Source organism: Tsukamurella sp. M9C, from assembly GCF_020169415.1.
Lineage (GTDB): Bacteria > Actinomycetota > Actinomycetes > Mycobacteriales > Mycobacteriaceae > Tsukamurella.
The window spans coordinates 50,897-65,203 of sequence record NZ_JAIULG010000010.1 but is presented as its reverse complement, the minus strand read 5'-3'; the positions used below and the strand labels follow the sequence as shown (position 1 = coordinate 65,203).

Here is a 14,307-nt window from a genome sequence, read left to right as displayed (position 1 = left end):
CTCAAATCCCTTGCCCCGGCGGCCGTCAAGCCAGATCGTCAGGCGCAACAGGCTGGAAACACGAAGTTAACGTCCCTCTTCCGCGCCGCCCTCGCGCAGCGCGGCGGTCCGGGGTCCCGGCGAGTGCCCGGCGGATTCGGCGAGCCGGTAGCGGATCAGCCTCGAGCTGTTGAGCACGACCGCGACCGAGGAGGCGTTGTGCAGGATCGCCGCCAGGACGGGCGAGAGCGCGCCGCCCGCGCCGACGAGCAGGCCGACCGAGTTGACCGCGATCGACATGCCGTAGTTCTGCCGGATCACGTCGACGGCCCGTCGGCCGAGATCCACGACGTCGAGGACGTTGCGCAGGTCGTCGCCGGCGAGCGCCACGTCGGCGGTCTCGACCGCCACGTCGGTCCCCGCGAGGCCCATCGCGATCCCCACGTCCGCCGCCGCGAGCGCGGGCGCGTCGTTGACGCCGTCGCCGACCATCGCGACCACGTGGCCCTCGTCCTGCAGCGCCCGGACTTCGGCCAGCTTGTCCTCGGGCATCACTTCAGCGCGCCATCGGGTGATGCCGAGCTCGGCGGCGATGGCGGCCGCCGTCGCCGGATGGTCGCCCGTGAGCATGACGACGGTGCCGATGCCCGCCGCCGCGACGGCGGCGAGGGTCTCGGCGGCCTCGGTGCGCACCTCGTCGCGCAGGCTGACGAGGCCGGTCAGGGCGCCGTCCACCGCGAGGAGCAGCGGCGTCTCGCACTCGGCGCGGAGCCGCTCGACCCACCGCGCGGCGTCGACGCCCACGGCCACGCCGTGCTGTTCCAGGAGCGCCGGGCTCCCCAGCAGGAGCACGCGGCCGTCCTCGGCCTGGGTCCGCATGCCGAGTCCGACGATGACCTCGCACTCCGCGTGACTGGGGATCTCGATGTGCCGCTCCTCGGTGGAGCGGATGACGGCCTCCGCCAGGGGGTGCCGGGAGTGGATCTCGGAGCTCGCCGCGTGCGCGAGCACCTGCTCCGGCGTCCAGTCGTCGCGGAACGAGACCACGTTGGTGACCACCGGGCGTCCCGTGGTCAGGGTGCCGGTCTTGTCGAAGACCACCGCCGTGACCGAGCCCGCCTCCTCGAGGTGCGAACCGCCCTTGATGAGGATGCCGCGCCGCGCACCGTTGCCGATGGCGCCGCTGATCGCGGTCGGCGTCGACAGGCCCACCGCGCAAGGACACGCGATGAGCAGCATCGTCATCGCGCGACGCAGATCCCGGGTCAGGAGCAGGGTGAGCCCGGACAGCAGGAACGACCCGGGGACGAAGCGGCGGGAGAAGTTGTCCCCGACGGTCTGGATCGGCGCCCGGTCCCGCTCGGCCTCCTCGACCCGCTCGATGATGCGGCCGATGGCGGTGTCGGCGCCCACGGCCGTGGCGCGCACGACGAGCCGTCCCGAGACGACCACCGCTCCCGCGTGCACCGTCGCGCCCGGTTCGATGGTGACAGGAAGCGTCTCCCCGGTGAGCGCGGCCTGGTCGACGACGGCGAGCCCGTCGACCACGACGCCGTCCACCGGTACCGCCACGTGATCGTGCACGATGACGACGTCGCCGACGTCGAGTGCGTCGATCGGAACCTGCACCTCGGCACCGTCGGCGAGCCGCAGCCAGGCCGAATCGGTGTTGCCGCGCAGCAGGTCCGAGATCGCGCGCCGAGTGCGGCGCAGCGTGAGGTCCTGGAGGAACTCACCGATGTTGAGGAGCCACAGCACCGTCAGCGCGACGACGTTCTCGCGCAGGAGGAGGCTCGCGATGGTGGCCGCCGAGACGAGGGCATCCGTGCCGGCGCGTCCGCCGCGCAACGCCCGCAGGGCGCCACGCAGGAACGGGTAGCCGGTGAAGACGGTGATCGCGGTCGCCGCGGTCCGCGTGCCGGGACCGAGCAGCGGCGGTCGGCGGAAGGCGTAGCGGCGCAGGCCGAGGAGCACCAGCGCCGCGGCGCCGAGCCCCATCCGGAGCAGATCCGCATTGGTCACGTCGGCCGAGTGCGGCGCGTGCCGGGCGACGAGGGAGGTGTCGGCGGCGAGCCCCTCCGCGGCGGCCTCGGCGATGCGCGCGGGATCGACGTCGCTGCGATGCCAGACCACGAGGGACCCGGTGTGGCTGTAGGCGTGCGCCGCGCGCACTCCGGCGATCGCCAGCACCGCGTCCTCGACCGCGATGCGACGCTGCGGTGTCGCTCCGATGAGGTCATCGAGCACCCAGCGCAGCCGGCCGGCGGCCTGCGAGACGACACGGCCCGCCGGCTCGGACAGCGCGGTCATCAGTGGTCGTGGTCGTGCGCGGCGCCGGTCGCCGGTGGGGTCGACTCCTCGCCGACCCGCTCCTTGGCCTCGGCCAGGATGTCCGCGGCGTTCAGTCGCACGTTCTCGGCGACCTCCTCGGCCTTCCGGCTGCCCTTGAGTCCCAGTGCCGTCGCGGCGACCGCGCTCTCGCGCAGCGGCGCCTTGGCGAGCGCCTTCTTGGTCGCCTCGTACGCCGCAGCGCCGACGAGGCCGGTCACGAGCGCGGAGCCCGCCTTGAGGAGTACCGCCTGAACCGCCATCGGATCGTCCCTTCGTCAGGCGGCGTCGCACCACCTATCGAACATCATTTCCAACAGCGTACCGCGCGAGGCGGGACCGATGGAACGTAACGCACAACACGGTGGGCCGTCTTGCGCGCGTTCCCGGGGCGAGGCGGCGGGGGCGCCGCGTCTCAGCCCTGCGCGACCTTCACCGCGAGTACGGGGCAGGTCGCGTCGAGCAGGATCCGCTGCGCCGACGAGCCGAACAGGAGCTTGCCGGTCGCGGTGCGGTGCTTGATCCCGATCACCAGGACGGACGCGTCCAGCGCGGTCGCGGCGTCGACGACGCCGCCCACCGGGTCCTTCTCGAACTCCTTCGGGCGCTCGATGGTCACGGTGAGGCCGCGCGCGGTTGCCTCCGCGACGTCGGGGGCGTCACCGTCGAGCAGGAAGACGACGATGGGCTCCCCCGGCCTGCGCTCCGCCTCGCGATAGGCGGCCTCGAGCGCGGCGGCGCTCTCGGGGGTGGTCGAGTGGGCGACGAGGATCGTCATGTCAGATGTCCTTTCCGGTGCGGGCGGTCACGACCTGGCGCGCCTTGATCAGGAGCACGGCGAGGAGCAGGGCGTAGAGGGTGATCGAGATCGGCGACGAGACGAAGACGGAGTAGTCGCCGTCGGAGGAGAGCAGGGCGTCGCGCAGGCTGGTCTCGGCGAGCGGTCCGAGCACCATGCCGATGAGCAGGGGTGCGATCGGGATGTCGTAGCGCTTGAAGACGAAGGCCAACAGGCCGATCGCGAGGAAGAGCAGCAGGTCGAACATCGTCGGCGACGTCGCGTAGATGCCGAGGCCGCAGAAGACCACGATGCTGCCGTACAGGTACGGCGCGGGGATCAGCAGCAGCTTCGCCCACAACTGCGCGAAGGGCAGGTTGATGATGAGCAGCACCACCATGGCGATGAAGAAGCTGGCGAGCAGCGCCCACACCAGGTCCGGCGAGTTGTCGAACAGCAGCGGCCCGGGCTGCAGGCCGTACTGCCGGAACGCGGCGAGCATGATCGCGGCGGTCGCCGAGACCGGGAGACCCAGCGAGAGCAGCGCTCCCATCGCCATGCCGGTGGTCGAGTTGCCGGCGGCCTCCGGCGCGGCGAGGCCGCGGATCGCGCCCTTGCCGAACATGGGGACCTTGCGGCGGCGGTCCAGGCGGCGCTCCACGTCGTAGGCGAGGAAGGTGGGGACCTCCGAGCCGCCGACCGGGATCACGCCGAAGGGTAAGCCGATCGCGGTGCCGCGGCCCCACGCCGGGAGAGCCTCCGTGAACTCCGCCTTGGAGAGCCAGGCGCGGCCGGCCTTGGCGCCGAGCGCCTTCGGGGCGGGGTCGCGGCGGATCCGCGAGGCGACGATGATGATCTCGCCGAGGGCCAGCATGCCGACGGCGACGATCACCAGTGAGATGCCGTCGAAGAGGTTCGCGGAGCCGAAGGTGAAGCGTTCGGTGCCGGAGATCTGGTCGATGCCGACGGTCGCGAACATCAGGCCCATCACCAGTGAGGCGAGCCCCTTGAGCACCGATTCCGAGACGACGGAGGAGATCGCGCCGAAGGCGAGCAGCGAGAGCGCGAAGTACTCGGCCGGACCGAACTGCGTGGACAGGTCCGCCATGAACGGGGCGAGGAAGACGACGAGGATCGAGGCGATCATGCCGCCGATGAAGGCGCCGATCGCCGCGGTCGCGAGTGCCTGCGGCGCGCGACCGTTCTTCGCCATCTGGTGGCCCTCGAAGGTCGAGGCGATGGACGATGCCTGTCCCGGGGTGTTCATGAGGATGGCCATCGTCGAGTCGCCGAACAGGCCGCCGAAGTAGACGCCGGAGAAGAGGATGAAGGCCGCGGTCGGGTTGAGCGCGAAGGTCATCGGGAGCAGCAGCGCCACGGCCATCGAGGAGCCGAGGCCGGGCAGCACGCCCACCGCGGTACCGATGAGACAGCCGATGACGACCCACATGAGGTTCGACGGCGAAAGGGCGCCGGCGAACCCGTCGAGCAGGAGTCCGAACTGGTCCATGGTTACAGTCCTCCCAGGATTCCGGACGGGAGCGGAACGTCCAGCAGGACGCCGAAGATCAGGAAGACGAGGCTGGAGAGCAGCAGCCCGACGGAGACGTCGAAGAGCGGCCGCTTGCTGTTGAAGGCCCGTGTCACGCACCAGAACAGGAGCGCGGCGGCCAGGATCCAGCCGAGCACGTCGAGGAGCACCGCGAAGGCGATGAGTCCGCCGATGAGCCAGCCGGCGGCGGCCCAGTCGGTGTAGGTACGGAACTTCGTCTCCGAGCGCGCCAGCTCGTCCGGGTTGCGGACGAAGTGCACCGCGAGAGCGGCGGCGAGCGCGTAGCCGACGATCGCGAGGAGCCACGGGAAGAACGTCGGGCCGGGGCTGTCGTCGGACTGCACGTCCATGGTGAGGTTGCCGATCACCACGAGGGTGCTGGCGATTGCCAGGATCGCGGGGACGACGAGCGCGCCGAGCCCGTTGCCCGTGCCCTTGGCCGCGGCGTCCGCTTCGTCTGCCTGCGCGGTCATTTGCCCAGCTCCTTGTACAGGCCGGCGATGACGCGATCCTCGTCGGCGATGAAGGTGGTCAGGTCCGGGCCCTCGAGCCAGGCCCTGGTCCACTTGTTGTTGCGTTCGGCGTCGGCCCAATCCTGAGTGCGCATGACCTCGTCGAAGACGTCGCGGATGTTCTTCACGTCCGCCGGGGAGATGCCGGGCGGACCGAACAGGGCGCGCCAGTTGGCGAGGGTCACGTCGTAACCGAGCTGGCGCAGCGTCGGGAAGTCCACGCCGTCGAGGGGCTCCTTGGCCGCCATGGCGAGGCCGCGGAGGCGGCCGGACTGGATCTGGTCGATGAGGTCGGCGTAGCCCGAGAAGGCGGCCTTCGCGGTGCCGGTGACCAGGGCCTGGGCGACCTCGCCGCCGCCGGCCTTGGGGATGTAGGTGGTGTTCTTCGGGTCGATCCCGGCGGCCTTGGCGAACTGGGCCATGACGAGCTGGTCGAAGCTGCCGCCGCCGGTGAACGGGATCGAGTGCGGGTTGCTCTTCCAGGCCGCGACCAGGTCGTCGACGGACTTGTACGGGGAGTTCGCGGGGACGACGAGCACGTCGTATTCCTCGAAGATCCGCGCGACCGGGGTCACGTCGGTCATCGTCACCGCGGACTTGGTCTGCTGGACGCCCGCGACGAGGCCGGTGCCGCCGACCATGACGACGTCGGCGCGGCCCGGCATCGAGTGCAGCCGGGACAGGCCGATGGTGCCCGCGGCGCCGGGCACGTTGACGACCTGGATGTTGGTGGCGATCTTCTGCTCCCGCATGATCGCCTGCGCCTCGCGCATGACGAGGTCCCAGCCGCCGCCCGCGCCGGCGGGCGCGATCAGTGTGGCCTTGTTACGGATGTCGGCGGAGAGGCCGCCGCGTTGGAAGGAGTAGAAGACCGCCATGGAGACCACCACGACGACGATGATCGCGTAGATGGCAAGCGCGACCATGTTGCGCTGTCCCGGTGGACTTTTCGTCCGTCCCGCTTCGTCCGAGCTGTCCGTCACGACCGTGGCCTCCTCGTCGAGCTGATGAGGACGCCAGATTATCGCCGCGCAAACGGCGCCTGACCGAAACGGAAAATCTCAGTAAAGAGCAGAATGCGCGAAACGCGCAGAACTCCCTCCCTGCGGTGAGAGCTTTGCCCCGCAGCCGATTCCGATCATCGATCGAGCCAGTGGTCCACGTCGAGCTCCCGCGCGTCGCTCAGCGCCGAGGCCTGGCAGCCGAAGCCGACCACGGTGCTGCCGTCGTCGAGCACCACCGAGCCGAGCGTCATGGGTGCGGGCAGCCGGGTGAGGAAGGTTCCCAGCGCCGCGGGTGCGAGTCGCCAGAGCTCGCCGCGGATGCCGCGGCCGTGGTCGGTGTCGTGGACGAGGCCCGGCTTGGGCGGCGTCGTCGCGAGCTCCACCAGCCGGTACTCGTCGGCGGTCCGGATCTCCCCCGCCCAGTACGCCCCGAGCGAGGTCAGCTCGTGCTCGAGCGGCTGTCCACGCAGGTGCGCGCCGAAGACCGCCAGGTCCACCGCGCCGGCGAGGTCGAGGTTCCACGGCGCCACGGGCTGCGCGCCGGTGATCCGAGCCGCGAGGTCAAGCGCGACCCCGTCGTGGCCCGCAGGAGCCAGCACCGTGATGCCGAACTGCGCGCCGTCGGCGGTCTCCCCCGCCGGGACGGCGACGCCGCACAGGTCGAGGAGGTTGCAGAAGTTGGTGTAGGTCCCCAGCTCCGCGTTCACCCCGACCGGGTCGGCGGCCACCTCGGCGAGGGTCGGGTGGCGCGGCGCGGTGGGCACCATGAGCCCGGCGAAGCCGTCGAACAGCGCCGCGGCGCGCGCGGCGACGGCGCGCAGCTCGGCCTGGTCGGAGGCCAGACGGTGCGCGGGAAGGTCGCGCGCGGCGCGCACGATGCCGGCCACCGTCGGGTCCAGTCCCGCGTCGTCGCCCGCCGCGGTGACGAATCCGCCCACCGCGCTGTACCGCTCGGCGACCAGCGCGCCGTCGTACAGGAGCTTGGCGGCGGCGAGCAGCTCGGAGACGTCGACGGGCTTGACCCGCAGCCCGGCCGCCTCGGCGCGGGCGACGGCACCGTCGAAGGCCTCCCGCCAGGCAGTGGGTAGGGCGGGGAGCTCGGCGGGGATCGCGAGCGCCGCGTCGGGTGCGGCGGCGAACGGGGTGTCGGCGGCCCACCGGCGGGTGCCGGTGGCGCCCATGACCGACATGGCGAGGTTCGCCGTGGTGACGTCGCGGGCGAACACCGTGACGCAGTCGTACGACGCGCACGCGGGCACGACCCCGTCGGTGCCGACGACGCCGATCGTCGGCTTGATGCCGACGATGCCCTGCAGCCCGGCCGGCACGCGGCCCGAGCCCGCGGTGTCGGTGCCGATGGCGATGTCGGCGTAGTCGAGGGCCACGGCGACGGCCGATCCGGAGCTCGACCCTCCCGAGACGTGTTCGGGTCGCCGGGAATCCCGGACGGCGCCGTAGGGGCTGCGGGTGCCGACGAGGCCGGTGGCGAACTGGTCGAGGTTCGTCTTGCCGATCACCACCGCGCCGGCGGCGCGCAGAGCGGCGACGGCTGCGGCGTCGGTCTCGGGACGGTAGGCGTAGCCGGGGCAGGCGGCGGTGGTCGGCAGACCTGCCACGTCGACGTTGTCCTTCACGGCGAGGACGATGCCCGCGAGCGGCCCGCCCGCGGCGAGCGATGCGGTGTACTCGGCGGCGACCTCCTCCTCGGGGCGCAGGGAGAGGAAGGCCTCGGGGCGGTCGTCGGCGGCGATGCGCCGGTAGATGTCGGCGACGCGGGTCATGCTGCGCTCCTCGTGAACTCGCCGGCGGCCGCCCACCGGCCGCGCTCCTCGTCGCGGGCGATCTCCATCGCGGACCGTACCCGGGCGATGTCGTCGGCCTCGCGGGCCAGGAAGGCGCGGTGCGCGGAGAGCGAGAAGGATCCGGGCGTGATGTCGACGGAGCCGCGGCCGGCGGCTGTGTCGGCGCGCAGGTCCGCGAGCTCCTCGGTGCCGACGGGATACCAGCTGATCCGGTCGAAGTGCCGCAGCAGCCAGGGGTGTTCGGGCTCGAAGCCGCCCGCCCTGAGCGGGTGCCGGTGGTTCCACACCTGCGTCGTCCGGCCCACGAACTGGTAGCCGCCGGGCCCCTCCATGCCGTAGATGCACAGGTACGCGCCGCCGATGCCGACGGCGTTCTCCGGCGTCCAGGTGCGCGCGGGGTTGTACTTGGTGGTCACCAGGCGGTGCCGCGGGTCGAGCGGGACGGCCACGGGCGCACCGAGGTACACGTCGCCGAGGCCCAGCACGAGGTACGAGGCGTCGAAGACGATCCGCTGCACGTCCTCGACGGAACGGAGGCCGTTCATGCGGCGGATGAACTCGATGTTCCACGGGCACCACGGAGCGTCGCCGCGGACGCCGAGGACGTACCGCTCGATCGCCTCACGGGTGCTCGGGTCGTCCCAGGAGAGCGGCAGGGAGACGGTGCGGCTCGGCACGATCATGTCGTCCGCGGCGGGGAGCTGCGACTCCGCCTCGCGGATCCAATCGAGGGCCGCGGGCTGGCTCAGCGCGGTCGGGTCGAACTTCACCTGCAGGCTGCGCACGCCGGCGGTGAGATCGATCAGGCCCCGCGGAGATTCGGCGCGCAGCCGCTGCTCGAGCGCGTGGACGCGGGCCCGCGACTCCAGGTCCAGTGTCATGGCGCCGTACTCGACGAGGATGTTGTCGTCGCCCGAGCGGCGGTAGGTGATGGTGGTTTCGGCGTCGGCCGTCATGGAGCGGGCGAGGACGCCGTCGTCGGCGTCGCCGCCGGCGGACAGCACGACGGGCAGGTTCGCGCGCCGTGCGGTGCCGACGGCGCCGGGCGAGGCGGCCGCGGCGGCGCGGACGGGGACGAAACGCACGGCATCGCCGGGGCGGAGCTGCCCCAGCTTCCAGCGATCGGCCGTGGTCACGGTGACCGGGCAGACGAAGCCGCCCAGGCTGGGGCCGTCGGGGCCCAGCAGGATCGGGGTGTCGCCGGTGAAGTCCAGTGCGCCCACGGAATACGCGTTGTCGTGGATGTTCGACGGGTGCAGGCCGGCCTCGCCGCCGTCGGGGCGGGCCCACTCGGGCTTGGGGCCGATGAGCCGGACGCCGGTGCGGTCGGAGTTGAAGTGCACCTCGTAGGCCGTGCCGTAGAGGGTCGCGATGTCGGCATCGGTGAAGTACTCGGGGGCGGAGTGCGGTCCGACGGTGACCGCGAGCTGCCACTGGGTGGTGAACGCGGGGACCTCGTCGTCGAGGATGCGGCGCGGGGCGGTGACGGCGGCGGTGCCGAGGGGCAGTTCGTCGCCGGCGGCGAGGGTCCGGCCGTCGTGGCCGCCGAACTTCCCCAGCGTGAACGTCGAGGCGCTGCCGAGGTACTCGGGCACCGTCACCCCGCCGCGGACGGCGAGGTACACGCGCATGCCGAGCGATCCGGTGGCGCCGACGGCGAGCTGCTGCCCTGGCAAGAGTTCGACGGGCGCCCAGGTGGGGACGGGCGTCCCGTCGACGGTGACCGTGACGGGGGCGCCCGTGACCGCGACGGTGGTGGGTTCGTCGACGGTGACGGCGAGGCCGCCGAGGGTGCACTCGAATTCCGGTGCGCCCTCGTCGTTGCCGACGGCCAGGTTGGCGAGGCGGAAGGAGAGGTCGTCCATCGGGCCGGACGGCGGGACCCCGATCGACCAGTAGCCGGCGCGGCCGGGCCAGTCCTGCACGGTGGTCATCGGGCCGGGGCGGATAACGGTGAGGGTCGTCATGCGGCGGCCTCCGAGATCTCGAGTTCGACGGCGGTGGGGTCGAAGCCGTTGCAGGGGTTGTTGATCTGCGGGCAGTTGGAGATCAGCACGAGGGTGTCGATCTCGGCGCGGAGCACCACCTTCTTCCCCGGGGCGGAGAGTCCGTCGACGATGCCGAGCGTGCCGTCGGGGTCCACGGGGACGTACATGTAGAAGTTGACGTTGCCCACCAGGTCGCGCTTGCCGAGGCCGTGCCGGCTGCCCTCGATGAGGAAGTTCTCGACGCAGGCGTGCTGGTGCTTGGTGTGGTGGCCGTAGCGCAGCGTGTTGGACTCCTGGGAGCAGGCGCCGCCGAGGGTGTCGTGGTGGCCGACCTCGTCGTCGACGATGGTCATCATCGGGCGCGACTCCTGGTCGCGGATCACGGTTCCGGCGCCCAGGAAGATGTTGCCCTGGCCGAGGATCGTCTGCTGGGCGCTGTAGCGGACGGTGTGGTCGTGCGCGCCGTAGAAGAGGGTGTCGACGGCCTGGTTGCCGTGCAGGTCGGTCATGGTGAGGGTGTGGCCGGCGGGGACGATGCCCGACCAGGGCGCCCGCGGGGTGACGGTGGCGATCATGGTTGGTCCTTCGGTCGGTTTTCGGCGGTCAGCGCGCGGCGCGGTGGGCGTCCTCGGAGTTCGCCACGGCGCGCTGGTATTCGGGGTCGGTGTCGGTGGCGGCGACGAGCGCGGCCAGGTCGTCGTCGGCGCGCCAGGCCATCACCTCAAGCAGGCCGGTGTCGAAGGTCGGCGACGGGTCGAGCGGGTGGGCGGTGTTCGCGACGGCGACGATGCACGGCAGGTGCAGCACGAGCTCCACCGTCTTGCCCGCCCCCGCGCTGCCGGTGGAGGCGAGGGCACCGTCGGCCTCCACGGTGACGCCGTGGAAGAAGGAGACGGACGGGGCGACGTCGGTGGGCGTGAGGCCGTGCTTGGCGGCGGCGAGCACGAGCAGTTCGCGGCCGGCGGGGCTGTCCGAATGCGCCTCCCCCGCGCCGTACTTGGCGGTGTTGGTGGCGAGCGTGGTGGTGCCGCAGAGGGCGTCGTGGTGGCCGGAGTCGTCGGCGACGACGGTGGCGAGCACGCGCCCCTGGTCGGAGAGCAGCGGGTGGCCCGCGCCGATGTAGGCCTGCCACGGCACCTTGACGGTGTCGGCGACGTTGAGCCGTTCCCAGGGGGCGTCGGCGCGCCAGAGGAGGATGTTCGCGCAGGCGGTGCCGACGGTGTCGGTCAGGCGGATTCGGGTGCCGCGCGCCAGCACCTTCGAGGTGTAGCGGCCGCCCGGGACGGTCTCCGCCCAGGTGAGGGCGTCGGCGGGCACGCCGGCGGGCGGGTCGGGCCAGGCGGTGGCGGGCACCGTCGGCATGCCTTCGACGCGGGTGTCGGCCTGGGCGCGGGCGTGGTCGCGGGCGCCCTGGGTGGTGGCGGTGGACTCGGCGATGGCAGTCACGTCAGATGCCTTTCGTGGCGGGGAGGTTCGGGAGGACGGCGGTGACGGGGCGCGGGTGCGCGCGGCGCGGGAAGCAGGCGATGCCCGCGATGACGACGACCGCGATGGTGATCGGGCCGGCCCACTGCAGGAGCGGGGATTGGCCTGTGGGGTCGTAGATCTCGGCGCGCGGCCAGGCGAGGTTGATCACCATCGCTCCGCCGTAGAGGACAGCGGCGGCGTTGATCGGCACTCCCCAGCGGCCCAGGGTGAAGACGGGCTTCCCCTCGGAGTCGCGGACGGTGGCGCCGTGCGGCCAGCCGCGGAGCCGCTGGTAGAGCATCGGCACCGTCACCGACAGGTAGGCGAGGTAGATGAGCACGATGCACACGCTGGCGAGGGTCGCGAAGATCGCGGGGTTGCCCACGTTGACCAGCAGGACGGCGACGCAGAGGACGCCGATGAGTACGGCCGGGGCGACGGGCGCCTGGGTGCGCGGGTTCACGCGGGAGAGCTGGTCCGAGAACGGGAGCCGGTGGTCGCGGGCCATGGAGAAGATGAGGCGGCTGCACGCGGTCTGGATGGCGAGCGTGCAGATGAAGACGGCCACAGCCACGTCGACCAGGAGGACCTTGCCCCAGAACGAGCCGAGGACGGACTGGAGCACGTAGGGCAGGCCGCCGGTGGCGAGCTCCTCCCCCAGCGTCGGCGCGGCCATGAGGGCGGTGATCAGCATGAGGCCGCCGCCGACCGCCGAGGCGGTGAGGGCGAATCGGATGGTGCGCGGCGCGACGCGGCGGGGGTTGACGGTCTCCTCGGCGAGCTCGCCCGCCGAGCCGAAGCCGACCATGACGTAGGCGGCCATGAGGCCGGAGACGATGAAGGCGCCCAGGTAGCCGCCCGAGCTGGTCGTGGTCGCGTGCGAAATGTCGAAGACGACCTGGGGCCCGCGCTGGGCATGCATCGCGAGGGCGCCGATGACGGCGACCACGCCGACGAGTTCGCAGGTGACGCCGATGGCGTTGATGCGGCTCATCCAGTGCACGCCGATGCAGTTGATGGTGGTGGTGACGATCAGGAGGACCGTGCCGAGCAGGACAGCGTTGGCCGCGCCGCTGGAGCTGGTGAGGGACGGGTCGTCGCCGATGATCTGGAAGCCCGACCACACGGTGGGCAGCACCACCTGCAGCGCGATCGCGGCCGCCGCGGCGGTGACGATCTGCGCGAGGATCATGAACCAGCCGCCGAACCAGCCGACCACCTCGCCGCCGAGGCGCCGCGACCACTGGTAGATCGCGCCGGAGATCGGGTAGCGGGCAGCCATCTCGGCGAAGCACAGCGCCACGAGGAACTGGCCGACGTAGACGAGGGGCCAGGTCCAGAAGAAGGCGGCCCCGCCCAGCGAGTAGCCGAGGCCGAACAGCTGGAAGATGGTGGTGAGGATGGACACGAAGGAGAACCCGGCGGCGAACGACGCGAACGTCCCGAGCGAGCGGCGCAGCTGCGGTTGATAGCCGAGCTGGGCCAGATCGTCCGAATCATGGTGTCGGGGTTGGGTGGTTGTCATGGGCGGCTTCCCTGTCGGAGCTCTATCTGTCAGTTGATAGAAAACCGTTCTCCGGGGTCACCCGGATTGCCCCGCTGTAAGGACTGGGAAAACCGGCGCTACGAACATGTTTCGTGGCGGGTAGCCTGGCCGCTGTGACGGAGGCGAACAGCGGGGGCGGCGGTGGAGCCGGCGGCGGGGCGGAAACCGCAGGTAAGCGGGGGCGTCCGCGGGCGAACGACCCGCGCCGGCCCGGCGCCACCGCCGTCGACGAGATCCTCGACGCGGCGGCCGAGCTGTTCACGCAGCGCGGGTACGCGGCCACCTCGACGCGGCAGATCGCCGAGGCCGTGGGCATCCGGCAGGCCTCGCTGTACCACTACTTCCCCACCAAGGGCGAGATCCTGACCGCGCTCCTGGAGGCGACGGTGCAGGCACCGCTCGCACTCGCACGCTCCGTGGTCTCTGCCGACGGTTCGCCTCTGGACCGCCTACTGACGTTGGCCCGGTCCGACGCCGGGCAGCTGCTGGCGGCTCGGTACAACCTGGGTGCGCTCTACCACCTGCCCGAGCTGGCGGCCGACGAGTTCGCCGAGTTCCGCGCCGACCGGGCGGAGCTGGCCTCGCACTATCGCTCCCTGGCCGCCGCTGTTCTGGGCGACGACGGCGACCCGCGTGTGCTCCTGCCGTTCCGGCTCGTGGAGTCCGTCATCGGCCTGCGGTCCGACGGTGCCGTCGGCTCTGGTTTTGCTGCGGCCTTCGACGGCGACGGCGTGGTCGACGCGATCTGTCGGGCGATTCAGCGGGTGTTGGCGTAGCCGTCGATCACGGCGCCTTCGAGATCGCCAGCGTCGCCCACTCGATCGCCTTGTTGCACTCGTCCACGAGACCTCGTGAAGGACTCCTCATACTCCCCACTGTGTAAGCGGAGTGGATGATCGCGTTCTGGGACATGAACGAAGCGAAGCATCCCGCATCACGCTCGGTAGTTAGGATTACCGTCTTCCCGTTGATCACACGATCAGGCTGCCAGGGCCGACGACTTTGCTTCGCCTTGTACGCGGCAAGGGAGGTCTCATTACCAAGTTCCTGGCTGAAGAATGCCGTCCCGTCGGGTGACTGCCATTGGCACCCGCGATAGTTGGGAGCGGTCGAAATCATGACATCTTCCAGAGTGCGCGGATCAGCCCCAAGCGCTCGCAGTTCGTCGTCACTGTATGCCGTACAGGGTTCGAAGCTCGTGCCGTCGTTCCGCTCGTTGGTGCGCCCTTCGTACTTCGGGACGAACGGCAGTGGCCGCGCGCTCGTTGTCGCGGGGCCGCGCTCGGGGACGGCCTCGCCGTCCACCGACACTGCGCACGCGGACACGAGCATTGCAGCGGCCACGACCACG

At 71.3% G+C, this 14,307-nt stretch carries 13 protein-coding genes; 1 reads left to right on the top strand and 12 read right to left on the bottom strand.

Features of this window, described 5'->3' with window-relative positions; translation table 11 throughout:
• Positions 1-66 precede the first annotated feature (66 nt).
• The 11 genes from LB823_RS07770 to LB823_RS07720 form a co-directional block, all read right to left on the bottom strand.
• A complete protein-coding gene (locus LB823_RS07770) occupies positions 67-2,289 on the bottom strand; it encodes a cation-translocating P-type ATPase (RefSeq protein WP_224646213.1) in 2,223 nt (740 codons plus the stop codon).
• Positions 2,289-2,570 (bottom strand): DUF1490 family protein, encoded by a 282-nt coding sequence (locus LB823_RS07765; RefSeq protein ID WP_068524855.1) that lies wholly within the window; start codon positions 2,568-2,570, stop codon positions 2,289-2,291. The genes LB823_RS07770 and LB823_RS07765 overlap by 1 nt, the downstream gene beginning before the upstream one ends.
• A 152-nt stretch (positions 2,571-2,722) precedes the next feature.
• Positions 2,723-3,085 (bottom strand): universal stress protein, encoded by a 363-nt coding sequence (locus tag LB823_RS07760; protein WP_224646211.1) that lies wholly within the window; start codon positions 3,083-3,085, stop codon positions 2,723-2,725.
• Position 3,086: 1 nt separating this feature from the next.
• The gene (locus tag LB823_RS07755; RefSeq protein ID WP_224646209.1) at positions 3,087-4,595 is read right to left on the bottom strand and encodes a tripartite tricarboxylate transporter permease; all 1,509 of its coding nucleotides are present in this window, start codon (positions 4,593-4,595) and stop codon (positions 3,087-3,089) included.
• A 2-nt stretch (positions 4,596-4,597) separates the two neighbouring features.
• Complete coding sequence (locus tag LB823_RS07750) at positions 4,598-5,110, bottom strand: tripartite tricarboxylate transporter TctB family protein (RefSeq protein WP_102101579.1); 513 nt, start codon at positions 5,108-5,110, stop codon at positions 4,598-4,600.
• Positions 5,107-6,132 carry a tripartite tricarboxylate transporter substrate binding protein gene (locus LB823_RS07745; RefSeq protein ID WP_224646207.1) on the bottom strand — a complete coding sequence of 342 codons (1,026 nt, stop codon included), beginning with the start codon at positions 6,130-6,132 and terminating at the stop codon, positions 5,107-5,109. The genes LB823_RS07750 and LB823_RS07745 overlap by 4 nt, the downstream gene beginning before the upstream one ends.
• 155 nt (positions 6,133-6,287) lie before the next feature.
• Positions 6,288-7,934 (bottom strand): allophanate hydrolase, encoded by a 1,647-nt coding sequence (gene atzF / locus LB823_RS07740; RefSeq protein ID WP_224646205.1) that lies wholly within the window; start codon positions 7,932-7,934, stop codon positions 6,288-6,290.
• Positions 7,931-9,922, bottom strand: coding sequence for a 5-oxoprolinase/urea amidolyase family protein (locus tag LB823_RS07735; protein ID WP_224646203.1), 1,992 nt, complete (start codon positions 9,920-9,922; stop codon positions 7,931-7,933). Before LB823_RS07735 ends, atzF begins: the two co-directional genes overlap by 4 nt.
• The gene (locus LB823_RS07730) at positions 9,919-10,518 is read right to left on the bottom strand and encodes an urea amidolyase associated protein UAAP2 (protein WP_224646201.1); all 600 of its coding nucleotides are present in this window, start codon (positions 10,516-10,518) and stop codon (positions 9,919-9,921) included. Before LB823_RS07730 ends, LB823_RS07735 begins: the two co-directional genes overlap by 4 nt.
• A 28-nt stretch (positions 10,519-10,546) precedes the next feature.
• Entirely contained in the window at positions 10,547-11,389 is an 843-nt protein-coding gene (locus LB823_RS07725) for an urea amidolyase associated protein UAAP1 (protein ID WP_224646199.1), read from the bottom strand.
• Between the two features lies 1 nt (position 11,390).
• A complete protein-coding gene (locus LB823_RS07720; protein ID WP_224646197.1) occupies positions 11,391-12,935 on the bottom strand; it encodes an amino acid permease in 1,545 nt (514 codons plus the stop codon).
• 134 nt (positions 12,936-13,069) lie between these two features.
• On the opposite strand from LB823_RS07720, the gene LB823_RS07715 reads away from it, so the two are divergent.
• Positions 13,070-13,732, top strand: coding sequence for a helix-turn-helix domain-containing protein (locus LB823_RS07715; RefSeq protein WP_308011428.1), 663 nt, complete (start codon positions 13,070-13,072; stop codon positions 13,730-13,732).
• Positions 13,733-13,739: 7 nt separating this feature from the next.
• Here the strand turns inward: LB823_RS07715 and LB823_RS07710 are convergent, their stop codons facing one another.
• Positions 13,740-14,300 (bottom strand): DUF3558 domain-containing protein, encoded by a 561-nt coding sequence (locus LB823_RS07710; RefSeq protein ID WP_224646195.1) that lies wholly within the window; start codon positions 14,298-14,300, stop codon positions 13,740-13,742.
• Positions 14,301-14,307: the final 7 nt, after the last annotated feature.